Raw genomic sequence first — 21,856 nt, forward strand, 5'->3', positions numbered from 1 at the left:
GCCGGGGTTCATCACCCCTCACCGAACCGGCGCCATCGGCATTCCCCTCCGGGAGGGGCACGGCCGGCCAGGGCATCTGAGTATCCGCACTCATGCCGTCGGGCCGTTGACGGGCAAGGATGAGCGGGTCCCTGACCTCGATTCATCGGAGGCGTTTGATGCGTCCGACGCACCCGGCTCGTGCGTTGCCTGCACATCTGTACGGTTCGCCCGGGGCGCCCGCACGGCGTCGCCCGCACGGCGGGTGGTATGCCGTACCGGCAGTCATGACGATCGGCTCACTGCTGTTGTCCCTCTACGGCCTCCTGTGGGGCCTGATCGCGAGGGCGGGCAAGCACATCGTGTGCGACTCGACCACGAGCTGCGCGGCGTCCCCGTACGAGGCCGGATACGCCTCCCCCGGGTGGCCCGGCTGGACGTTCCTCACGGCCGGGAATCTGTTCGCCCTGGCGCTGTTGGTGTGCGCGGGACTGTTCGCGGCCCGCCGCGGCAGGCCCTCGCTGGTGACGGCATGAACGACGAAGTTGGACAGACGGAGACCGGATTGCCCGTCAACCGACCGGCCCGGCTCAGCGCGTACACCGCCCTGAGCGGTGTCGCACTGCTGATGAGCTTCCTGACCCTCTACGGATGGATGCTTCCCCAACTCACCCTGATCGGGGCAGTGGTGTGCGGACTGCTCGCCGTGGTCACCGGCCACGTCGGACGCCTGCGTCGGCGACGAAACGGGCGGGGCACGGCGCTGCTGGGCATCATCGGCGGCTGGCTGGTGCTCCTCACCTGCGCGGCGCTCACGACGGTGGTCGTCGCCGTCTTCGGCGGGCTCGCCGCAGTACTGGACGGACCCTAATTCAGCGTGGCCGATCCACGTGGTCGGGTACCCGCCGCCCGCCGCCCGGCGCCGGGGCCCGGCCGGCCGCCCGGGAAGATGAGTACCGGGGCCCGCCGACCTGAGTACGCCCGCCCGTGCGGCCGGCCGTTCGGAACTGCTTGGCTGTCGTCATGCACAAGACGACCGCCACCCTGAACCCCGGCCACCCCACCCAGACTCCCGCCGCCCGCCGAGTGGCGATGTGGGTCACAGCGCTGACCGTCGCAATGCTCCCCGTGGCCTTCCTCTTCGGAGCACTCGCCGGGATGGCCACACAGGAAAACCCTCAGACCGTGGCCGTCGTCACCGCTTGCTGGTGGGCGTCCTGGACCGCCACGCCCCTCCTCGTGGTGGCCTCCCGGCTCCCGTTGCACCGCACCGTCTGGGCAAGGGCCGGCTACTGGGCCGGCTGGGCCGCGCCCCTCCCGCCGGCCACCACGATCCTGCTGACGCTCACCCTGTAGCCACAGCCGGTTCGGCGGCGCGTTTCCGAAGCCATGACGGCTGGTCAGCCTCGGCTTTCCGGAGCGCCGTTGTCAGTGGTAGCGGTTAGGTTCGAGGTGTTGCAAGGGGTGTATTCGACGGGGAGTGGACGATGATCGAGAGCAGTGTTCAGCCCACGCTCAGGGTGGTACTGACAGACGTGAACGAGCGCGTGGTGGAGGCATGGCGGGCCGCGTTCGCGGACACCCCCGGCATCGAGATCCGCAGGGGCTCGATCCTCGACGAGGACGTCGATGCCTGGGTCACCCCGACGAACTCACAGGGGCGGATGGACGGCGGGGTCGACGCCGTCATCAAGCGCCACCTCGGATCCGGGATTCAGCTCCGTGTACAGCGCGCGATCCGCGACCGGTTCGCCGGAGCCCTCCCGGTGGGCAGCGCGGTCTGCGTCCTGTCGGGGGCGAACAGCCCCCGGTACCTGATATCGACGCCGACCATGGTGCGGTCCTCGCAGAACGTGAGTGCCACGGTGAACGTGGCGCTGGCCTGCGCCGCAGCCTTCCAAGCCGTGCACCGGCAGAACCAGCTGGCGCCGGGCAGCATCCGCTCCGTGGCGCTGGTCGGGATGGGCGCGCAGACCGGTCGGGTCCCGGCCAGGGTGTGCGCCAATCTGATGTGGACCGGCTACACGCTCTTCCATGACCACTGGTTCGAAGACGACGACGAGTTGCCCGCCACGATCATCACTCAGCTCAACGGCATCGAGAACGCCCCCGTTGAGGAACGGGTGCGCATCGTGCCGCCGAAGGCCGCCGAGCCTGTCGCTGCCTGCCACCCCGCCAGCCACTCCGACGCGAACGACCCCCTGGTCCTCACCGAGCTCTTCGACGGTGGCGGGGAGCCTTGGCTTCCGCTCCTCAAACCCGTGATCGAGGCGCTGCCGGACGCCGCCCGGTTCATCGGGAAGGGCCGCAGCCCTGAGATCGTCCCCGTCCGTGAGCTGACCTTCCAGGCGCTCAAGCCCAATCCGCCGCACAGGTGGAAGGTCGTCGCCTTCGGCCAGAACCCCTACCCGCGGCCGGAGAGCGCGACCGGCATAGCCATGTTCGACAACGCCTTCAACGACTGGAAGGACAGCCAGTTCGGCAGGGTCGTCAGCATCCGCTGCATCATCAAGGCGGCGGCGATGTGGAAGTACGGCATCGCCAAGAAGACGCCCATCGCCGACATCCGCGCGCTGTTGAAGGAGCGGGACACCGTCCAGCCGCCGGAGTGGTTCCAGGCGATGCTCACGCAGGGCGTGCTGTTGCTGAACGCTTCCCTCACGGCCAGTGGGGACGGGGCGATGGGTGCCGAGCAGCACACGGCGTTCTGGCGGCCCGTCGCCGAACGGATCGTCGAGGAGATCCTCAAGGCCAAGCAGGACGCCGATGTTGAGGACCGCGGGGTCGTGTTCGCCTGGTGGGGGGCACACGCCCGCAACCTGAAGGGGGTCGTCCTGCGGCTCCAGGAGAAGTACCCGGACGTCGAGGTCCGGCACATCGACCACACCAACCCGGCAGCGCAGGGAGACATCTTCTGCGAGGGCGATCACTTCGCCATGGTCAACGAGGCCCTCGCCTCGCTGGGTGCCGATGTGATCGACTGGCTGCCGAGCAAGGGGTGGAACGCAGGGGCAGCCGGTGCGGACGCGGGTGTGGCGGCGCGCATGGGCACCTTCATCGAGTCGACCATGAACCTGCACCAGCTGTACCTCGAGCGGCTCACCAGCGTCAAGGACGAGGGCCTGGTCCTCCCCGCGATCACCGGCGTGTTCGATACCCCGCTGATGGATTTCCACGACGCCGTCGCACCGGTCGCCGAGACGCTGTCCGGGCTCGCCGGACACATAGTCCGGTCACGCGACTTCGGCAAACGGCGGGCGGACGAGACCTCCGGCGGCCTGTCCGCCGACGCGATCGCCGCGCTCTACCTCTACACCTGCGAATCCGCCTTCTACCGCGAGATCAATGCGGTCCTCCGCTCCGCGGACCGCACCAGGGTCATGCCCTACCTGCCGTACCTGCGGCTGCTGTTCTCGGCGGTGTCCGGGCTACCCGCACACACGCAGCCGCTGTGGCGCGGTGTGTCTCTGGATCTGCGGGCGCAGTACCCGGTGGGCCAGACGGTCACCTGGTGGGGCGTCTCCTCGTGCACCTCCGAGCTGAAGGTGGCCCGGTCCTTCCTGGGGAGCCGCGGCAAGCGGACCCTCTTCGAGGTGACGCCCGCCCACGCGGTCGGGATCAGGGGCTTCTCCGCCTTCACCGGGGAGGAGGAGTACATCCTCACTCCGGGCACTCAGCTCAAGGTGACGGACGTCAAGAGCGAACGCGGCGGGCTGTGCACGGTCAGACTGACCGAGGTGGACGCGGCTCCGCTGGTGTCCTGACCGCCCTTGGGGCCGCGCGCCTGTTTCGGCGCGCCAACTCGGTCAGCCTGGCGGCCAAGCCACTGCCCGATCGGTCCGCGACGCGTACTACGGCCCCTCGTCGTAGACTCCCGCCTCGACCTCGAGGGCGAGTTCCTGGAGGACCTCGATCGCGGAGACGTCCGTGCGCCCCTGGTCGTGGGCGATCGCGAGGCTGGTGAACGCCAGGCTGAATCCGGAAACCATCGTGTGCAGGGCCGGGCCCAGGGCCTCGGCCACCAGGGCCGCCACCTGCCGCGGAGACGCGTCGGCCGGGACGCTGATCGACGGCAGCATCTCGTTCAGGAGCGTCGTGGCCACCTGGGCCGTCGCCGCTCCGCCCGCTGAGTCGTCGCCGTCTCCGCCGCCCGTGTCATCCTGCCCGGTCTCGGCGGCCCGCCGGATGTCCTGGGCCTCGGTGAGGATGCCGATCACTCTCTTGAGTACCTCTGCGCGTTCCACCCCTGGAGGGTAGCCGGGGCCCCGGCCGCGGCCAGGTGCCCCGGAGCTTTGGACCCGGGCGCAGCTGTGATCGGGAGCTTGACAGACGGCGTGAGGAATCGGCCGCAATCAGTGAAGGTTGGCCGGCACAGGACGCGCCCCCAGTGGGACGGAGCACGCTAGTTGGCCCGCCGTGGCGTCTCGCCGCGCTCCTTGCTAGATTCGGCGCGATTCGACGTGGTGAGCATGCGAAGTGCCGCCCACGGGGCCGACCCGATCAGCAGCAGGGTGCGGGCGGGCGGCCTCCCCAACCGAGAGGTATGCCGGCATGCTTGCCAACGCAAAAACCCACGTCCTGATACTCATCGGCGTGTGGGCGGCGCTCACTGCGGTGCTGATGCCCCTCTTCGGCCCGTGGGGCGCTGTGTTCGCCGGAGCCGGCGCGAGCCAGGTCGCCTACCTCACCGCCAGGGCCTACCTGAAAGACGCGCCTGCGCTGTGGGCGACCGGCATGATCTTCACCGCGATAGGTGCGATCAAACTCAACATCAAGGACTGGCATACTCACGGCGCTGCCTTCGGCATCCCGGAGACGGTGTGCCTGGTGGCCCTCGCCTGCGTCGGGACCCTGTGGGTGGTCCGGAGGTTGAAGAGGGTGGCGGACGACTTCAAGACCAACTTCAAGGCCGCAACCATCGAAGCCACCGCCATCAGGGAACGAGCGGAAGCCGAACAGGCCCAGCGAGCAGTGGGCCAGCCCGAGGGGTACGGCGAGTTGGGGTTGCGCAGGTCGGCCCGGCTCGGCGCCCTCACCACCACGCTCACGGATCACGCCCGCAAGGTAGCCGCTGCCGGTGGCCCGGCCGCCGACATGGTCGCGGTCGCGGTCGCCGATGTTCACAAGAGGCTGGCCAAGGACCCCGGGCTGCTGCCGCACCTTCGCTACAACTTGGGCAAGGCCGACGTGGACGAGAGCGTACGAGCGGTCGCGGGAGCCCTGCTCGCCGAGGCCGAGGTGGCCGGGCAGCTGCCGCACTCTCTCTAGGGCCTGCGTGATGCTGTGATCAGTTGATGGGTTCTGCCTTCCTCGTGGGGCGGAGCCCGGTGGGACACTGGTCCGCATGTGGAAGAGTGCAACAGAGCTGACAGAAGCCTGTATCGAGGACGCGAGCAACATCTTGGTTGCACCTTCGATGTTGCAGGATCATGAGCTGATCAGGGACTTCTTCGGTTCCATCATCACGCCGGAGGACCTTGCTTCCGGTTCGCCCCAACTCGCGCAGAAGACCGTCTACCTGTGCGGCGACATATCCAGGATCAGTGGCCACCAACTGCGCGCGGCTGCACGGGTATTCGTCATCCGGGAGCTGTCAGACGGTTTCCGCGAGGACGTCGACCAGTCTTGGACCCTCGTCGACGTCGGCCGAGTCCCCATCCTCGTACACGGTGTCGGCGTGTACTACCGTCGCTTTTTCGGACTCGACGCCGATCACTTCGGACGGATCCGTTCGGAGCACGCGTTCCAGTCCCTGACGGAGTCCACCAAGCCCGGAACAGCCCATCGCAGCGGAATCTATCTGACGCCCGTCACACAAATCGGTGACGAACTGCATTTCCGCCTGCTCCGGTGCTCCACGAATCTCTCGGGGCCGACCGAGAGCTTTCGCCAGACCGACACGCGCATCGTCGAGGCTCTGAACCGCGAGGCCGCCGGCGTCTTCCGGAACCAGGCACCGCTCAATCACGTCCTCGCTCAGATCTACCACAACACCCTTGCCACGGCCGAGCGCAAGCAGTCCAAGGCCAAGATCTCATCCCATGCCGACAAGACCAAGGACATGCCTGTCAACGGCATCATGGCCTTCTGCACCTTCTATGACCGGCTCGAAAAGCTGCAACCCCTGGCCGAAGACGCCTTCGACTACGGCGTGAAGGGGGCCAGCGGGCTGACCAAACTCCACTTTCGCCTCAAGGAGCCGACCGGGGAACGTGATGGAGTCACGCTCCCTTCGCAGTTCACCGTGATCCTTTACCCCGGCTCCGTGTTCTTCATGCCGCTGTCCACCAACCGCCTGTATACGCACGAAATCCGTCCCTCAACGCTGGACGCCGAGTTGCTCCCGACCCGCCTGGGATACGTGGTGCGCTGTTCGAACGCCGAAGCCGTTCACAAGAACGGCAACACGTTCCTGAAGCTGGCCGGGGATCTGGTGAAGCTGGAGGCGCCCACACCAGATGGGATGGACGAGCTGCGCAGATTGTATGCCGAGGAGAACAGAACCTCGTCCTTCATTGATTACGGCGACGAATTTCACTTCAGCATGAACACAGGAGACTACACTGCCCCCCGAATCCAGGATCTCGGATGAGATCCTCTCGTACTCTTTTCCAACCGAGCAAAATCTCTTCGCGGAGCTGTCCGCGTCGGCTCGCTTGGAAGGCGTAGGAAAAGGCCGGCGAGGCGCCGTGCTCACCAAGGTCGACGAGGCGGGCGGCGTACCGCTCGTACGCACTACCACCCGATACGGCAGCCCGACGCAGCGTTTCCGGGCGGTACACGAACGGCTTGCGCAACACGTCCAAGAGCGAGCGGCGCTCCCGGTCGGCTTCAACAACGCTCTCATCGAGAGCTACACGAACGCCTACACAACCATGGGCAGCCATTCCGACCAAGCCCTCGATCTGGCCAACGAGTCGTTTATCGCCGTCTTCTCCTGCTACCAACATCCCGAAGCGAGCCCGCCAAGAAAGCTGATCTTCGAATCAAAGGGTTCCAGCGGAGAGAAGTTCGAGATCCCCCTCGCCCACAACAGTGTCGTCGCGTTCTCTGTCGACTCGAATCGGCGACTCAGACACAAAATCATATTGGAAACGCCAGCCCGGACGACGGACAACCAATGGCTGGGTGTAACATTTCGAACCTCAAAGACCCTCGTTCGGTTTCGCGACGGAAACGCATATCTCCCGCAGGATGAACGCCTCATGTCGGCCGACGATGAGCAGAGGAATGAGTTTTATCAACTACGCCGCCGTGAGAACAAGGAAACGGATTTCACCTACCCCCTGCTGACGTACACCATAAGCGAGAGCGACCTGATGCCGCCTGTCTGACCCAATGGCCGCGGCTCGCCGACCCATGATCCCGCTGTGGCAGATGTGATCACGGCGTCCGAACCGTCCTGGACGGCTCGCCGTCACTCCAGCCCGGTTTGATAGCCTGCGGCGATGGACGAGGTATTGGACGAGGGACCGTTCTTCCACGGAACAAAGGCCGAGCTGCGGGTCGGGGATCATCTCACCGCCGGCTTCCGCTCCAACTACCGGCCCGAAATCGTGATGAACCACATCTACTTCACCGCGTTGCGCGACGGCGCGGGACTTGCCGCCGAACTCGCCGCCGGCGACGGGGCCCCGCGCGTGTATGCCGTCGAACCGACCGGTGAGTTCGAGAACGATCCAAACGTCACCGACAAGAAGTTCCCCGGCAATCCCACCCGCTCCTATCGCAGCCTGGGGCCGCTCCGGATCGTGGGCGAGGTCACCGACTGGACGCGACAGACACCCGAAGCCCTCCAGATGTGGCGGGACCGGCTGGCCGAGATCCGTCTGGATGACCGGGCGGAAATCATCAACTGACGGCGAGGCGCGGCGAGGTCTCCTCCAGACGGCACTACCGTTGAGAAGGTGACGGGAAGCGACGCCGACCGGCGGTGGTCCGAGTCCATGCCGGCGGCCTACGAGCAGTACCTGGTGCCGGTGCTCTTCCGGCCCTTCGCCGAGGACCTGGCCGCCCGAGCGGCTCCACTCCAGCCAAGGCGGATTCTCGAACTGGCCGCGGGCACCGGCGCTTTGACATCGCTCCTGCTCTCCGCGGTTCCGTCGGCCGAGGTGACGGCCACCGACCTGAATGAGGCCATGGTCGCCTTCGGGTCGTCCCGGGCCCCGGGCGCGGTGTGGCGGCAGGCCGACGCACAGCGGCTGCCGTTCCCGGACGGAAGCTTCGACCTGGTGGTCTGCCAGTTCGGCGTGATGTTCTTCCCCGACCGGGTCGCGGCCTTCGCCGAGGCCCGCCGGGTGCTGGCCCCGGGCGGCCGGTTCCTGTTCAACACGTGGGGCCCCATCGGTACGCACGCCTTCGACGCCGCGGTGCAGGCAGGGCTTGAGCAGGCCTTTCCGGTCGACCCTCCACGGTTCCTCCCAACGGTCCCGCACGGCTACGCCGACCCCGCCGTTGTGGCCGCCGACCTGGTGGCGGCCGGGTTCGGCGTCGAGGAGGAGCAGGAGCTGACCCTGGATGGCCGGGCCGCGTCGGCCGCCGACGTCGCCATCGGGTTCCTCACCGGGACGCCCGTGCGCGCGGCCGTCGAAGAGCGCGGAGACGGGCCGACCGTCCGGGCCACCGTCATCGAGGAGATGACGGCCCGTCTGGGTGCAGGGCCGGTCGTCGCCCCGATGACGGCGTACGTCTTCCTCGGCGCGGCCTGAACGCTCGACACGCCCGCGCCGGGAAAGGCGCGCGGACCTCGATGCGGACGATCCGCAGCTCGGCGGCGCGCTCGGCCATGACCAGGCGCAGGGTGTCCAGGGCGAAGTGCGCGGTGGGGCGGCCGCCCGGCCTCGGTGGTCATGGCCGGATCCGTGCGGTTCCGCCGGGGGTCCCCGGAACGCATCGCCGAAGGTCCCTCAGCGGGCGCCGCCCGTGGCCTACGATCTCGGCGGACGGTCCCGTTCCGTAATCGCCGCTCGCCCCCGCACTCATGGAGGTCAACCGTGTCCCGGACGGCCAGAGGAAGCAGCAGTCGCCGCCACAGCCTCCGTATCCGCGTCGCGGCCTCAGCCGCCGCGGCGGGTGCGTTCCTCATCGCGGGATGCTCATCGAGCGGCGGCGGCGCGGGTGAGGCGGCCGGCGGAGTGCCCGTCGTCGAGAAGGGCAAACTGACGACCTGCACCCACCTGCCGTACCCGCCGTTCCAGTTCGAGAAGGACGGCAAGGTCGTCGGTTTCGACGTGGCCCTGGTCGACCTGGTGGCGAGCCGGCTCAAGGTCGAGCAGAAGATCCTCGACACGCCCTTCGAGAACTTCAAGACCGGGGCCTTCCTGAACTCCGGCGAGTGCGACCTCGCGGCGGCCGGCATGACGATCACCGACGAGCGCAAGAAGAACGTCGACTTCTCCGTGCCCTACTTCGACGCGACTCAGGCACTGCTCGTGACCAAGAAGAGCGGCGTCACCTCGCTGGCCGATCTCAAGGCGAAGTCGAAGAAGCTGGGCGCGCAGGCCGAGACCACCGGGGAGAGCTACGCCAAGGGCCAGGGATTCGACCCCGTAGCCTTCGAGAGCTCGGACGCGGTGATCAACGGACTGCGCACCGGTCAGGTCGACGCCGTAGTCATCGACTACCCGGTCGTCCAGGGCTGGCTCAAGGACCCGAAGAACGCGGCCGAGTTCACCCTCGCGCAGAACATCGACACCGGCGAGCAGTACGGCTTCTCGGTGAAGAAGGGCAACACCGCCCTCGTGGCCGCGATCGACAAGGCGATCACGGACGCCAAGGCCGACGGAACCTACAAGAAGATCTACGAGCAGTGGATCGGCCCGCTGCCCCAGGCCGCGCCGTGACCTCTCGGCTGACCCGCCGTCAGCGCCGCCGCGTCTCGCAGGGCGTGCAGTACGCGCTCTTCGGTGCCGTGCTGGTGCTGATCGGCGTGAACGCCGACTGGGGCCGGCTGCAGAACCAGTTCGCCCAGAAGGACCTGGCGCTGCGGCTCTTCCCGGAGATCATCACCACGGCCCTGCGCAACACGGTGGTCTACACGCTGTCGGGGTTCCTCCTCGGCCTGGTCCTCGGCCTGGTCATCGCCATGATGCGGCTGTCCTCGGTGGCCCCCTACCGGTGGGTCGCCGGCGTCTACATCGAACTGTTCCGCGGCCTCCCGGCGCTGCTGATCTTCATTTTCGTCGGCGTGGCGGTGCCACTGGCGTTCCCCGGTACAGCGATCCCCGGCGGCACGTACGGCAAGGTCGCACTCGGCCTCGGCCTGGTGGCCGCCGCCTACATGGCGGAAACGATTCGGGCCGGCATCCAGGCGGTCCCCAAGGGGCAGCTGGAGGCGGCCCGCTCGCTGGGCTTCTCGCACGCCCGGGCCATGGTCTCGATCGTCATTCCACAGGCCTTCCGCATCGTCATCCCGCCGCTCACCAACGAACTGGTCCTGCTGTTCAAGGACTCCTCGCTCGTACTGTTCCTCGGTGTGACGCTGCAGGAGCGGGAGCTGACCAAGTTCGGACGGGACCTCGCCAGCCAGAGCGCCAACTCCACCCCGATCCTGGTCGCGGGCCTGTGCTACCTCCTGGTGACCGTGCCGCTGAGCTTCGTGGTGCGCCGGCTGGAAACCCGCGCGGCCAAGGCCACGTGAGGACGAGATGCCACAGGAGACGGAAGCGGTGGACCCGATGACCACGGACGGCCCGGAGATCGAGATCCGCGGACTGCACAAGTCCTTCGGCGACAACCACGTCCTGCGCGGCATCGACTTGGAGATCGCGCGGGGCGAGGTGGTGTGTGTCATCGGGCCGTCCGGCTCGGGCAAATCGACGCTACTGCGCTGTGTGAACCTGCTGGAGGAGCCCAGCGAGGGCCGGGTCTTCGTCGGAGGCACGGAGGTCACCGACCTGGACGTGGACATCGACGCCGTACGCCGCCGCATCGGCATGGTCTTCCAGCAGTTCAACCTCTTCCCCCATGTGAATGTCACGGAGAACCTCACCCTGCCCCAGCGCCGGGTCCTGCGCAGGGACAAGATCGGGGCCGCGGCCGTGGCCCGCGAGAACCTCGCGCGCGTGGGCCTCTCCGACAAGGCCGAGGCCTTCCCCGCCCAGCTGTCCGGCGGCCAGCAGCAGCGGGTGGCGATCGCCAGGGCCCTGTCCATGGGACCGGAGGTGATGCTCTTCGACGAGCCGACCTCGGCACTCGATCCCGAACTCGTGGGCGAGGTGCTGGCGGTGATGCGGGTCCTGGCGAGCGAGGGCATGACGATGATGGTCGTCACCCACGAGATGAGCTTCGCCCGCGAGGTCGCGGACCGGGTCGTGTTCATGGACGGCGGTGTGATCGTCGAGCAGGGTCCGGCGGCGCAGGTGATCGGGGATCCCCGGCAGGAGCGGACCAGGAGCTTCCTCGACCGCATCCTGGACCCGGCGGCGGCCGAACCGCCCCGGGCCGAGCCGCCCAGGCCCGAGGGCGAGGGCTCGCGGCCGGGCGAGGACGCTTGAATCCTGTCGGTCCCCGGCGCGCCCCCGCCCCCGCCCCCCGCTCCGCGCGCCCGGATGCCGGGGCACCAGGACGGCAAACCCGGCCCACCTGCGGCGCCGCCGTGCCGATGGGGCAGGATGGCAGCCCGCTTCCGGATGCGCACGCATGTCCGAACGCGGCTTCCCGCACGACGAACTGACAGGTGACAAGGTGACGACACCCCTCATACGGCGGGCGGCAGCTCCCGCCGCCGCTTCCCCGGTCCGGCGAGGGGCGGAGGTCGTCCGTTGACCCGGGACCTCGTCCTGCACGACTGGCTGGTCGCCGGCATCGCGCTCGCCGCGGGCGCCCTGGCCGGTCTGCTCCTGCGCGCCCTCGTACGGTGGCTGGGCAAGCATGCCCTGCGGACGCGCTGGAGCGGGGACGACATCATCGTCGACGCGCTGCGCACCTTCGCGCCCGGGGCGGCCGTCATCGGGGGCGCCGCCGTGGCCGCCTCGGCCCTGCCCCTCAGTACGCGAATCTCCGGCTGGGTGACCCATTCGCTGACCGCCCTGCTGATCCTCATGGCCACCCTCGGCGCGGCCCGGGTCGTCGCAGGTCTCGTCCAGTCCGTGGCCCATGCGCGCACCGGAGTGGCCGGATCGGCCACCATCTTCGTCAACATCACGCGGGTCGTGGTGCTCGCGATGGGCCTGCTCGTCGCGCTGGAAACCGTGGGCGTGTCCATCGCGCCCCTGCTCACTGCCCTCGGGGTGGGCGGTCTGGCGGTCGCGCTGGCCCTGCAGGACACCCTCGCCAACCTCTTCGCCGGCGTCCACATCCTCGCCTCGAAGACGGTGCAGCCCGGTGACTACATCCGCCTCACGAGCGGCGAGGAGGGCTACGTCGTCGACATCAACTGGCGCAACACCGTGGTCCGCAACCTGTCGAACAACCTCGTGATCATCCCCAACGGGCGGCTCGCGCGCACGAACATGACCAACTTCACCCAGCCCGAGCAGCAGTTGTCCATCCTGGTCCAGGTCGGAGTGGGCTACGAAAGCGACTTGGAGCACGTCGAGCGGGTGACCCTCGAGGTGGTCGACGGGGTGATGGCCGACATCAACGGAGCGGTCCCCGACCACGAAGGGGCCGTCCGCTTCCACACGTTCGCGGACTCCAGGATCGGCTTCACGGTGATCCTGGGCGTCGGCGAGTTCAGCGACCAGTACCGGATCAAACACGAGTTCATCAAGCGGCTGCACCGACGGTTCCGAGAAGAGGGCATCTCGATCCCCGCCCCCACACGGACCGTCACGCTCCACCAGGACGACCCCCGGCCCGCACCGCCGGCACCGTTCCCGCACCAACGCGAGGCGCCGGCCTCGGCACTGGCGGACAACGGGCGGTAGCGGGCCTGGGTGGCAGGCTCAGGTCGGGCTCACGGCCGGACACCGGTCGGATCCGTCGCTTCTGCGTCCGCCCGGGACGCGGCGCCCGATCCGGGTCCGAACCCCCTGACGATCAGCCACCCGGCCAGCGCCAGCTCCCAGGCGAACACGGGGAGCGCGGCGACCGAACCCGCGACGGAGACCTGCGCGTAGGCCCCGAACATCACGGCGACCGCCGAGGCGCAGATGAGCGGCCCGCCGACCAGCCCGAGTACGGCGATGAAGCGCGGCACGAGCCGTGCGCGGTACGCCAGGTACGCGAGCAGCACGGTGTTCAGGCCGAGGGCGACGTTGGGCCCGAGCAGGAACGTCCAGTCGTGCACGGCCACCAGCGCGGCGTCGGCGCCGTCCGCCGCCCCTCCGTCCCGCCGCAGGGTGACGAGCGCCAGGACGGAGACGATCCCGAGGGTGATGACGGCCGCCTCCAGCAGCCGCCCGAAGGCGTATCCGAGCGCGAGCCCCTCGCCGTGGCGCCGCAGGACGGGGAACAGCGCCGCCCCGGTACCGGCAACCGCCACCACGAGCACCACCTCGCAGACCACCCCGAGCAGCGCCTTCGTGTCGGCGCCCTGTGCGAGCCGGCCGTCCGCCGCGCCCAGCAGGGGGCGGTACAGAACCGCCCCGGCTATCGCGGCGACCTCGGTCAGCAGGAACAGCGACCCGGCGGCCACCGCGGTTCTCCGGTCCGGACTCATCTTCTCGGCACCTCTCACTCGATGGTGGTGTACGCCGTACACCTGGCGGCAACCATAGGTGTACGGCGTACACTCGTCAAGGAGAGGGTGCTGTCGATGAGGGAAGGGGCCGAACCGGAATGACCCGGCAGGAAGCCACACACACGCAACGGATCCCCCTGAACAGGGACCGCGTCCTGCGCGCCGCCGTCACGCTCGCCGACGCCATCGGCATCGACGCGCTCAGCATGCGCAGGCTCGCGCAGGAGCTGGGCGTCGTACCGATGGCCCTCTACAAGCACGTGGCCAACAAGGAGGAGCTGCTCGACGGCATGGCCGACGCCATCGTCGGCGAGATCGACCCGCCGGCCGCGGGGGCCGACTGGCGGCTCGTGGTCCGCGGGCGGATCCTGTCGGCCCGGCGGGTGCTGCTGCGCCACCCCTGGGCGACCCGGGTCATCGAGTCGCGGACCGGACCCACTCCGGCCGTGCTGGCGTACCTGGACTCGATGGCCGGGAGCTTCCGGGACGGTGGGCTCTCCGCCGACCTCACGCACCACGTCATGCACGCGATGGGCAGCCGCCTGCTCGGCTACAGCCAGGAACTCTTCGACACCTCGGGCCCCTCCGGCCCGCCGGATCCCGGGATGGCGGCGCGCTACCCGCACATCGCGGAACTGGCCGCGACGGCCGCGCACGACGGGGGCTCCGCGGTCGGCGGCGGCTGCGACGACCAGTTCGAGTTCGAATTCGCCCTGGACCTCCTCCTGGACGGCTTCGAAAACCTCCGCCGCCAGGGCTGGACGTCCGCGCGGAAGACGTAGGCGGGGCCTGGGGGCGGCTTCGCACTCAAATCACACGATGTGCCAGCCTGAAGCCACCGCGATGAGCTGGATTCGGCACACTTCCCTTCCCTCCCGGGAAAAGGAGAACTGAATCCCGTCTTCGTAGCCCTGCTGGTTCTCCAGAGTCCAGATCCACTGCGCCGACGCGCCCAGCACGCGGGTCCACGGCGAGTCCTGGGGCGCATCCCCGACGCACACGCCTTCCAGCGGGAGCCCGTCGGAGCTGGAGATGCGGATCGTGTCGTCGTCGGCGTTGACCGCCAGCACCCAGGACCCGTCCTCGAAGTCCAGGATCACGGCGGGAATCGTGGTCGGCGCGTCCGGGAAGCTGCCGTATCGAACGCCCAGCAGGCGTCCGGCCTCGTAGCACATCGCCCGACGCTCTTCTTGGAACATGCCCGCGCCCCTTCCGAATCCGACACGCTCGCGCGATCTCCGGATGCGCGGCTGATCATTCGAACACGATGGACACGGCACGGAGACGGAATTCCGTCACGCAATCGCCCTGTCCGGCCTCATCCCGCCGGGCTTCGCGCGACCGGAGCTCGGCGGCCGCCGCATACGCAAAACGCCCGGCCGGGAAGTCCGGGCCGGGCGTGCTGCTGTGTCTGTTGCCGCTGGTGGCTTAGTACCAGTGGTGGTTCTGCCAGAAGCTCCAGGCGCCGACGGGGCTGCCGTAGCGGGAGTTCATGTAGTCCAGGCCCCACTTGATCTGGGTGGCCGGGTTGGTCTTCCAGTCCGAGCCCGCCGAGGCCATCTTCGAGGCCGGCAGGGCCTGGACCAGGCCGTACGCGCCGGAAGAGGAGTTCGTGGCGGTGTGGTCCCAGCCACTCTCGCGGGAAACGATGTTGTTGAACGCAGCGAACTGGGCCGGGTCCTTGATCATCTGCTGGGCGATCGCCTTGGCGCTCATCGGGGCGGCCTGCGCGGGAACCGCGGCCAGCATGGAACCGGCGACGCCCAGGGCGAGGACGGTACCCGCGAGGGTCTTCTTGGAAGCGGCGATGCGGCGGATGACTGCGTTGGACACGGATTGACCTTCCGAAGGGGACAGGGACGGTCGCAGGCATGCCGAAGACATGCGTGAGCCACTCACGCGAAGGAGAGGGGTTCGTCCGGGGAGCGGGAGACCGGGGGTGAACCCGGGGGGATCTCCGTCCGCCCTGCGACTCATCCAGTTCTACGGGGGTTCCCGGGCCCTGGCAACGCCCCCTCTTACTAGTGGTCCTCGCAGCCGGGGCGCAACGACCCCCCTCCGCCCGGGCAGGCATCAGAGCAGGTGAGGGCCGGTATGGAGGGGTGCGTAGGGGACGTTTAAGGACTACTATCCCGGCTCGTATGTGACCTAGGTCCTGTGGGGCGGGTCACCGCCGGAGGCCCCGGATCTCACCCAGCGTGCCCGCCCGTACCCCTTTCGGGGGCAGGCTCACGGACGGATCCGACCCCCGCATCGAAGGCCACGGGCGCCATAGGGGGCAAAAAGAACAAGGTGAGGGCTACCCACGCCCAGCGACGCACCGATGCCCCGCACCTTCCGGCGGCGGGGGCCCAGTTCTCACCCGAGATAGTTGATCTGCAGGACGGTGATCGTCTTGAGCGCGTGTCCGATGAGGACGACGGCGAAGCACTGCTCGGTGACGATCATCCGCACGATGCCGTCGTCGTCGCCGTATGCCTCGGTGGCGCCGAGGGGGTCCTGACAGGCATCCGCAAGGGCCAGAGTGAGGGTCTCGCTGGCCGGCCCCGGCATGGCTTCGTGGACGGCCTCGGCCGCAGGGTCGTACTTGAGGCGATGGGTCACATCTGCTTCGTCTGCTTCCAATGTCTGAGCACCAGTTTTCAGGGGCACAGACCACCGGACGGCGGGCAGCGATCTTTGCGCGACTTAGCGTAGCGATCCGCGCGGGAGGTAAGGGCCGCTTCGGGAATTCAGGCAGCGCCGCGGGTCCGGAGCCGCGCGGCGTCCGCTCGGACCCGGTCCGTTACGTCGATCCAGGACTCCGTGGGGTCCTCGCCGCGGCCTTGGGCTGCGGCAATGTCCCGGCCTCGCTGGATGGCTGCGACCGTGTCCTTGGCGACGCGTTCCCAGCGTGCGAACACGGCGAGGAGTTCGTGGGCGGGGGCCCGGTTGATCTCGCCGACGAAGCGCTGGGCGAGTACGGGGTTGCCGAGTGCGCCGCAGATCCGCTCGATGGTCCACGGGGTCTCGCTCACGACGGCCTCCACGGCGGAATCACGACTGGTGATTTCCACCGTAGCGGAGATTCGTTAGCCGGCTACCGTTTCCGCCTTGTCGCACCGGGTCGCATCTGGCGTACGGGCGCGGCCTGGTGTCGGGTCTTGGGGCGCGGCCAGTGTTTCGGCGGACTGGTCCGGGTTACTGGCCACTGTTCCCCCGCGAAGGGCGTTGCTGCTACCCGAGCTTGGCAGCGGCCTTCTCGTAGTCGGCTGCCTGTGCCCGCCTGAGGAGGTGGGTGACGCGGATGAGGGTGTTGCCGTGCAGGGAGTCGTATTCGGTGAGCGCCGGGATGCTGCTGGTGGCGGCTTGGATGTAGTCGTGGCGGGTTTTGGCATCGGCGGCATAGGCGGCCTTACTCGGCGCTGGAGCGGCGGCGGAGCCGCCCGCGGAGGCCGGCCCACCGGAGGCGGCTTGGGGGGATCGCGATCGAGCCGGGATTGGGCTAGAAGGGTCACTATGGAACTCACCCAGATACGCCTGTTGGTGTCCGACTTCCCCGCCGTCTACCGCTTCTACCGGGACGTGCTCGGGCTCAAGCCGCAGTTCGAGGCCGAGGCCGGCCCGTACGCCAAGCTCAGCCCCGACACCGGACACGCCGCGATCGCGCTGCAGGACCGGGCGCAGATGGCCGACGTGCTGGGGCAGTTGGGGGCGGAGCCGGAGGGATACCGCGCGCTGGTGGTTCTGCGGGTGGACGACCTGGACGCGGCCCACGCCGAACTCACCTCGCGGGGTGCGGAGTTCACCCGCAACCCGGGCCCGATGGGCGACCGAATACGGGTCGCCTACCTGGAGGACCCGGAAGGAAATCTGATCGAGCTCCAGGAGTGGCTGGCGCTGCGCGAGCAGGCTGGCGGCGTGCCGGCGTCAGAGGCCTAAAGGGTGTTGCAGAAGGCTCGGCGTTGGGCATTTTCCCTGTATGGGTGGGGTGTTGCGGGCTGAGCCGGTGTGGGTGGAGACGTTCACGGGCTTGCGGATCGATCGGTTCGCGAAGCTGGTGAAGGTGGTGCGCGAGCGGGGCGGGAACGGGCCCGGCGGTGGCCGGCCCTGGTGCCTACCGCTGCCCGACAGGGTGCTGCTGGTGGCGGTGTACTACCGCACGAACCTGACCATGCGGCAGCTCGCTCCGCTCTTCGGGATCTCCCCGGCCACCGTCTGTCGAGTCATCCAGCGCCTACGGCCGCTGCTGGCGCTGGAGCCGGCCCCGCGGCCGGTCGCCGACGTGGAACGGCTGTGGATCGTGGACGGAACCTTGATCCCAGTCCGCGACCGCACCGTCGCCGCCTCGTCCCGCAACTACCGGTTCTCGGCGAACGTGCAGGTCATCATCGACGCGGACAGCCGCCTGGTCGTCGCGAGCGCCCGCCCGGCGCCCGGCAACAAGGCCGACGCCCACGTCTGGCGCGAGTCGGATCTGCCGGCCCAGGCCGCCGGGACGACGGTCATCGCGGACGGCGCCTACTTGGGCACCGGGCTGATCGTCCCGCACCGCAGACGAGCTGGACGCCCCCTCCTGCGCGGCCAGGAAGAAGACAACGCCGAACACCGACGCGTTCGCGCCCGCGTCGAGCACACCTTCGCCCGCATGAAGAACTGGAAGATCCTCCGCGACTGCCGCCAGAAAGGAGACGGCCTCCACCACGCCGTCCAAGCCGTCGCCACCATGCACAACCTCGCGATGACACGGTGAAACAGCAGCTCAACCCGCCACACAGCCCTGCCCACACTGAGCCTTCTGCAACAACCTTTAGGGCGTGTTTTAGAACTAACTCCGTGAGGTGGGGCGTCAGTCCGCCAGCCGTATTTGCGCGATCAGCGCGACGTGCTGATGTCACCGCAGCCGGGGGTGTCGATCCCATTGGTGCTGACGCACTCCGCGTACTCAAAGACGTGGTCAAGCCGCCCTCTGCTGCGATCGCCGTTGCCGAGCTGTTCAGTCTCGACGTACGTGACACCGTCTCTGGTGAAGACCCCGGTTACCCGGAAGTCGCGGTCGTGCTGCGGGTAACCGGGGTAGCGGCGGGCCCAGACAGAGCCGATCTTGGGGTGGGCGGTCATGTTGCCCAGTCTGTCACTCTCAGGACAGGGGGTGGTTGGCCTGTCTGGCTGGCGACATGCCGACGAGGGCGCGGGTACCGAGCCGCCAGTTTAGAAGTTGCTGGTGTGCCGGGTGGGTCGTCCGGGGAAGTTGCGGGCGGCCATCCAGATCGTGAGGTCGCGGGCGATCCGGTCGATGCTGGTCTCGCTGACGACGTCGTGTTCGCGGCGGGTGTTGTCGCGGCGGACGACCTCGTAGCCGCCTTCTTCCAGGACGGCGACCGAGGTGAACCAGACCGGGTCGTCCTCGTCGGGCTGGATGACGACGAAGGTGTTGTCCGAGTCGTTGAGGTCGTCGATCAGCATGAACAGGGCGTCCTCAGACGGGTCGTCAATGTGGTCGCCACTCTCGCTCTCGGCCCGGTAGTACGCAGCCCCCATCGGCCCTGTCTCCCCTCGACCCGCTGACCTGATCGCGGCCAGAATGACATGCGGGACCGACACGTCCGGCAGGTCACAGCCATTCGTTGATCGCGGCGATGAGGACGGTGGCTTCGAAGCGGACCGCGAGCTTGTCGAACCGGGTGGCCACCGCCCGGTTCCGCTTCAGCCGGTTGATGCCGCACTCGACCGCGTGCCGGGCCTTGTAGTCCTCGCGGTCGAAGGCCGGAGGCCGCCCGCCAGCCACTCCTCGGCGTTTGCGGTGGCCGGCCTGATCGGCAGGTTCCGGGATCGTGCAGCGAATCCCGCGCCGACGCAGATACGCACGGTTCGCGCGTGACGAATACGCTTTGTCGCCCCGCACCCGCAACGGACGGACCCTTGGCCGTCCCAGCCCGAGACGGGGAACCCGGATGGCTTCCAGCACGGCCGTGAACTGCGGGCTGTCTCCCCGCTGACCGGCTGTGACCAGCAGAGATAGCGGCTTCTGCCCTTGCTCGCAGGCCAGGTGAATCTTCGTGGTCCAGCCGCCGCGGGAGCGGCCCAGGCCGTGATCGTCGGGTTCGGCCGCATCGCCGCCCGGCGGCTCATTCTGGGTCTGGCCGTCGCGCCGGGCACCGGCCGCGTGCTGATGGGCCCGGCAGATCGTGGAGTCGACGTTCACGTCCCAAGTGATCAAACCGGCGGCGTCCGCCCGGGCCTGCAATCCGGTCAGGACCGCCGACCAGACACCATCGCGTTGCCAGCGACGGAAGAGCCCGTAGACCGTCTGCCATGGACCGTATTCCGTCGGCAGATCCCGCCACGGGGCCCCGGTCCGCACCCGCCAGCGGATCCCGTCGATCAACCGCCGTCGGCCGACCGACGGCCTGCCCACCTCCGCGACCGGCAACAACGGCCCCAGCGCCGCCCACTGGTCATCTGAAAGATCCCCTCGCCCCACACCGAGATCATCACGGCACGAGGCGAGACACGGACCCCAGTTCTAAAACACGGCCTAGGCCGTCTAGTCGGCGACGACCCCGGTGTTCTGGCAGGCGGTCAGCAGCCAGCGACCGTCGGCCTGCTTCGAGACCACGTACAGCGGGGCGCCCTCGCTCTCCTCGCCCGGGGCCAGGTAGCGCTGACGGACCTTGACCGCGGCGACGTCGGGGCGGATGAAGAGCACGTGTGCCACCTCGTAGGTGACCTTGCCGTCCCAGCTCGCCGAGGGGAGGACCTTGCGGGTGAACTCCGCGATCGCGTCGAGGCCGATGAGGACCTTGCCGTGGGCCGTCGTCCAGATCGCCTCCGGATGGAAGAGGCCGAGGAACTCCTCGGGGTCCTTGTTCTGCTGGGAGTGCTCGACGGTCGCGACGAGCCGGCTGATCGCTTCGATGTCCGCCGCGCGGGACATGGATTCCGTGGTCATGTGAGGCATCGTCACACCTCAAGCCCGGTCGAGGTCAAGCATCTGATCACATGGCGAACCCGGGAACCGTGAGGAACGCGGGAACCGTCCTGCACCTCGTGATCGATACGACCGAACTGATGAACCAGCCCATGGCCGACCTGACGACCGACCAGCTCGCCGATGCCTGGAGGCACATCCACTACGCGTCCCCGGCGGACGAGGCGGATCCCGTGGCCCTGGAGTGCGCCCGCCGCCTCGCCGCCGATCCCGGCGGGGAGCAGGCCCATGTGTGGGTGTCCGGGCTCCTCTCGATGTCGGACTACCTCGCCTGGCGTCCGGGTCGGGCGGCCGAGCGGGCCTCCCTCGACGCTCTGCGCGCCGCGGCGAAGGCATTGGGCGACCGTCCCTGCGCGCACGAGGACCACCCGTACAAGGCCGAGATGGACGCGTACGAGGACGAGGTCTGGGCGGGCGACAACGGGCTGCTGACCGGCGAACCGACCGTGCAGCACGGCGACGCCGCCGACCCCGGGCAGGTGCTGTGCCCGGCCAACGTGGCGGGCTGGGCCCGGCTCGCCGCGGACGTGCTGGCCCCGCTCACCGTGCGCCGCATCCCGGCGGGAGCGCCCGAGGACCACCACAGCCGCATGAGCGACCTCTCGGGGATCGTGAACGACTACCCCTACTGTGATCCGGCCGAGGCGCTGGCCGACGAGGCCGCCGCCCTGCCCTCGCATCCGACCCGCGGGGTGCTGGCCGGCTACCTCGTGACCATGAACGCGACGTGTTGGTACGCGGCGTCCGAGAGGATCACCGAGCGCTCGGTTCTGGACGCGATGATCGAGGGGGTCCGGGCCGCCGTTCCGCTGCTGCGCGACGACCCGTGCACTCACGGCCCGGGCGAGCACCCCGACACGGGCGACGTGGACCACCTGAGCCAGATCGGCTATCTCCTGCGCAGCCCGGGCGGCCGCGCGGAGATCGCCGAGGACCACGGGTGGGACGACGCGGAGGAGCCGGAGGGCGAGGACGAGCCCCTGGACGCGTGGGTGTGCTCCGACTTCCTGCGCGTCCTCGCGGAGGAGACCCTCAACACGCTGACCGAGGCACTCGAACCGTTCGAAGCGACACCGACCGACACGCCGTCCGGCGACACCGCGTCGGCCTGACCGGGCACCCGTCCGGTCACAGCTCTAGGGGGTGTCCGCAAAGTAGCGCCTGGCCCGTGGCGTCTGGCACGGCGCCTCGCCGCGTTGTCGGGGCACCCGAGTACGTCCAGTACGCGGGAGCCCCTCCGCCTTGCGATGCACCGCACCAGACGCCACGGGCCGCGCCCTTCG

At 68.7% G+C, this 21,856-nt stretch carries 27 protein-coding genes; 17 read left to right on the plus strand and 10 right to left on the minus strand.

From position 1 onward, the window contains the following. The first annotated feature begins 266 nt into the window (after positions 1-266). The 4 genes from OHU74_RS02160 (at position 267) to OHU74_RS02175 (ending at position 3,743) form a co-directional block, all read left to right on the plus strand. Positions 267-515, plus strand: coding sequence for a hypothetical protein (locus OHU74_RS02160; RefSeq protein WP_371614282.1), 249 nt, complete (start codon positions 267-269; stop codon positions 513-515). Further along, positions 512-850, plus strand: a complete 339-nt coding sequence (locus OHU74_RS02165) for a hypothetical protein (RefSeq protein ID WP_371614283.1) — start codon at positions 512-514, stop codon at positions 848-850. The genes OHU74_RS02160 and OHU74_RS02165 overlap by 4 nt, the downstream gene beginning before the upstream one ends. 152 nt (positions 851-1,002) lie before the next feature. Further along, entirely contained in the window at positions 1,003-1,335 is a 333-nt protein-coding gene (locus OHU74_RS02170) for a hypothetical protein (RefSeq protein ID WP_371614284.1), read from the plus strand. A 131-nt stretch (positions 1,336-1,466) separates the two neighbouring features. Continuing rightward, on the plus strand, positions 1,467-3,743 hold the full coding sequence (locus OHU74_RS02175) for an ADP-ribosyltransferase domain-containing protein (RefSeq protein WP_371614285.1): 2,277 nt from the start codon (positions 1,467-1,469) through the stop codon (positions 3,741-3,743). Between the two features lie 87 nt (positions 3,744-3,830). Here the strand turns inward: OHU74_RS02175 and OHU74_RS02180 are convergent, their stop codons facing one another. After that, positions 3,831-4,223: a hypothetical protein gene (locus OHU74_RS02180; RefSeq protein ID WP_371614286.1), complete on the minus strand. Its 393-nt coding sequence runs from the start codon at positions 4,221-4,223 to the stop codon at positions 3,831-3,833. A 307-nt stretch (positions 4,224-4,530) separates the two neighbouring features. Here OHU74_RS02180 and OHU74_RS02185 point away from each other — a divergent pair, with 307 nt between their 5' ends. The 9 genes from OHU74_RS02185 (at position 4,531) to OHU74_RS02225 (ending at position 12,848) form a co-directional block, all read left to right on the plus strand. Then, positions 4,531-5,247, plus strand: a complete 717-nt coding sequence (locus OHU74_RS02185; RefSeq protein ID WP_371614287.1) for a hypothetical protein — start codon at positions 4,531-4,533, stop codon at positions 5,245-5,247. Between the two features lie 76 nt (positions 5,248-5,323). Beyond that, positions 5,324-6,571, plus strand: a complete 1,248-nt coding sequence (locus OHU74_RS02190) for a hypothetical protein (protein WP_371614288.1) — start codon at positions 5,324-5,326, stop codon at positions 6,569-6,571. After that, complete coding sequence (locus OHU74_RS02195) at positions 6,543-7,313, plus strand: alpha-ketoglutarate-dependent dioxygenase AlkB (RefSeq protein ID WP_371619538.1); 771 nt, start codon at positions 6,543-6,545, stop codon at positions 7,311-7,313. Before OHU74_RS02190 ends, OHU74_RS02195 begins: the two co-directional genes overlap by 29 nt. 114 nt (positions 7,314-7,427) lie before the next feature. Next, positions 7,428-7,838, plus strand: coding sequence for an NAD(+)--rifampin ADP-ribosyltransferase (arr, locus tag OHU74_RS02200; protein WP_371614289.1), 411 nt, complete (start codon positions 7,428-7,430; stop codon positions 7,836-7,838). A gap of 87 nt (positions 7,839-7,925) precedes the next feature. Beyond that, positions 7,926-8,687, plus strand: a complete 762-nt coding sequence (locus OHU74_RS02205) for a class I SAM-dependent methyltransferase (RefSeq protein WP_371619539.1) — start codon at positions 7,926-7,928, stop codon at positions 8,685-8,687. A 141-nt stretch (positions 8,688-8,828) separates the two neighbouring features. Next, positions 8,829-9,821: an ABC transporter substrate-binding protein gene (locus tag OHU74_RS02210; RefSeq protein ID WP_371614290.1), complete on the plus strand. Its 993-nt coding sequence runs from the start codon at positions 8,829-8,831 to the stop codon at positions 9,819-9,821. Next, a complete protein-coding gene (locus OHU74_RS02215) occupies positions 9,818-10,618 on the plus strand; it encodes an amino acid ABC transporter permease (RefSeq protein WP_371614291.1) in 801 nt (266 codons plus the stop codon). Before OHU74_RS02210 ends, OHU74_RS02215 begins: the two co-directional genes overlap by 4 nt. Before the next feature lie 7 nt (positions 10,619-10,625). Further along, complete coding sequence (locus OHU74_RS02220) at positions 10,626-11,474, plus strand: amino acid ABC transporter ATP-binding protein (protein ID WP_371614292.1); 849 nt, start codon at positions 10,626-10,628, stop codon at positions 11,472-11,474. Positions 11,475-11,741: 267 nt separating this feature from the next. Beyond that, positions 11,742-12,848 (plus strand): mechanosensitive ion channel family protein, encoded by a 1,107-nt coding sequence (locus OHU74_RS02225; protein ID WP_371614293.1) that lies wholly within the window; start codon positions 11,742-11,744, stop codon positions 12,846-12,848. 29 nt (positions 12,849-12,877) lie between these two features. Here the strand turns inward: OHU74_RS02225 and OHU74_RS02230 are convergent, their stop codons facing one another. Continuing rightward, positions 12,878-13,582, minus strand: coding sequence for a DUF4386 domain-containing protein (locus OHU74_RS02230; RefSeq protein WP_371614294.1), 705 nt, complete (start codon positions 13,580-13,582; stop codon positions 12,878-12,880). Positions 13,583-13,701: 119 nt separating this feature from the next. Between OHU74_RS02230 and OHU74_RS02235 the strand changes: the two genes are divergently transcribed. Continuing rightward, positions 13,702-14,385, plus strand: a complete 684-nt coding sequence (locus tag OHU74_RS02235) for a TetR/AcrR family transcriptional regulator C-terminal domain-containing protein (protein WP_371614295.1) — start codon at positions 13,702-13,704, stop codon at positions 14,383-14,385. A 30-nt stretch (positions 14,386-14,415) separates the two neighbouring features. On the opposite strand, the gene OHU74_RS02240 is transcribed toward OHU74_RS02235, so the two are convergent. From OHU74_RS02240 to OHU74_RS02255, 4 genes are all read right to left on the minus strand, one after another. Then, positions 14,416-14,802, minus strand: a complete 387-nt coding sequence (locus OHU74_RS02240; RefSeq protein WP_371614296.1) for a DUF6334 family protein — start codon at positions 14,800-14,802, stop codon at positions 14,416-14,418. A gap of 229 nt (positions 14,803-15,031) precedes the next feature. Then, on the minus strand, positions 15,032-15,487 hold the full coding sequence (locus OHU74_RS02245) for a transglycosylase SLT domain-containing protein (RefSeq protein WP_330294266.1): 456 nt from the start codon (positions 15,485-15,487) through the stop codon (positions 15,032-15,034). 474 nt (positions 15,488-15,961) lie between these two features. Further along, a complete protein-coding gene (locus OHU74_RS02250; RefSeq protein WP_371614297.1) occupies positions 15,962-16,207 on the minus strand; it encodes a hypothetical protein in 246 nt (81 codons plus the stop codon). Between the two features lie 128 nt (positions 16,208-16,335). After that, positions 16,336-16,620: a hypothetical protein gene (locus OHU74_RS02255; RefSeq protein WP_371614298.1), complete on the minus strand. Its 285-nt coding sequence runs from the start codon at positions 16,618-16,620 to the stop codon at positions 16,336-16,338. A 481-nt stretch (positions 16,621-17,101) separates the two neighbouring features. Here OHU74_RS02255 and OHU74_RS02260 point away from each other — a divergent pair, with 481 nt between their 5' ends. Together OHU74_RS02260 and OHU74_RS02265 are read left to right on the plus strand one after the other, a co-directional pair. After that, positions 17,102-17,524: a VOC family protein gene (locus OHU74_RS02260; protein ID WP_371614299.1), complete on the plus strand. Its 423-nt coding sequence runs from the start codon at positions 17,102-17,104 to the stop codon at positions 17,522-17,524. A gap of 40 nt (positions 17,525-17,564) precedes the next feature. Then, positions 17,565-18,335, plus strand: coding sequence for a transposase (locus OHU74_RS02265; protein WP_371614300.1), 771 nt, complete (start codon positions 17,565-17,567; stop codon positions 18,333-18,335). 122 nt (positions 18,336-18,457) lie between these two features. Here the strand turns inward: OHU74_RS02265 and OHU74_RS02270 are convergent, their stop codons facing one another. The 4 genes from OHU74_RS02270 to OHU74_RS02285 all read right to left on the minus strand — a co-directional run bounded on the left by OHU74_RS02270 (position 18,458) and on the right by OHU74_RS02285 (position 20,543). Next, positions 18,458-18,703 (minus strand): hypothetical protein, encoded by a 246-nt coding sequence (locus OHU74_RS02270; protein WP_326702228.1) that lies wholly within the window; start codon positions 18,701-18,703, stop codon positions 18,458-18,460. A gap of 90 nt (positions 18,704-18,793) precedes the next feature. Further along, positions 18,794-19,123, minus strand: coding sequence for a hypothetical protein (locus OHU74_RS02275; protein ID WP_331721180.1), 330 nt, complete (start codon positions 19,121-19,123; stop codon positions 18,794-18,796). A 73-nt stretch (positions 19,124-19,196) separates the two neighbouring features. After that, positions 19,197-20,066, minus strand: a complete 870-nt coding sequence (locus OHU74_RS02280) for an IS5 family transposase (protein WP_331721181.1) — start codon at positions 20,064-20,066, stop codon at positions 19,197-19,199. A gap of 63 nt (positions 20,067-20,129) precedes the next feature. Further along, a complete protein-coding gene (locus OHU74_RS02285) occupies positions 20,130-20,543 on the minus strand; it encodes an SgcJ/EcaC family oxidoreductase (protein WP_371614301.1) in 414 nt (137 codons plus the stop codon). Between the two features lie 41 nt (positions 20,544-20,584). Here OHU74_RS02285 and OHU74_RS02290 point away from each other — a divergent pair, with 41 nt between their 5' ends. Further along, positions 20,585-21,685 (plus strand): hypothetical protein, encoded by a 1,101-nt coding sequence (locus OHU74_RS02290; protein WP_371614302.1) that lies wholly within the window; start codon positions 20,585-20,587, stop codon positions 21,683-21,685. Positions 21,686-21,856 lie beyond the last annotated feature (171 nt).

Source organism: Streptomyces sp. NBC_00454, assembly GCF_041434015.1.
GTDB lineage: Bacteria > Actinomycetota > Actinomycetes > Streptomycetales > Streptomycetaceae > Streptomyces.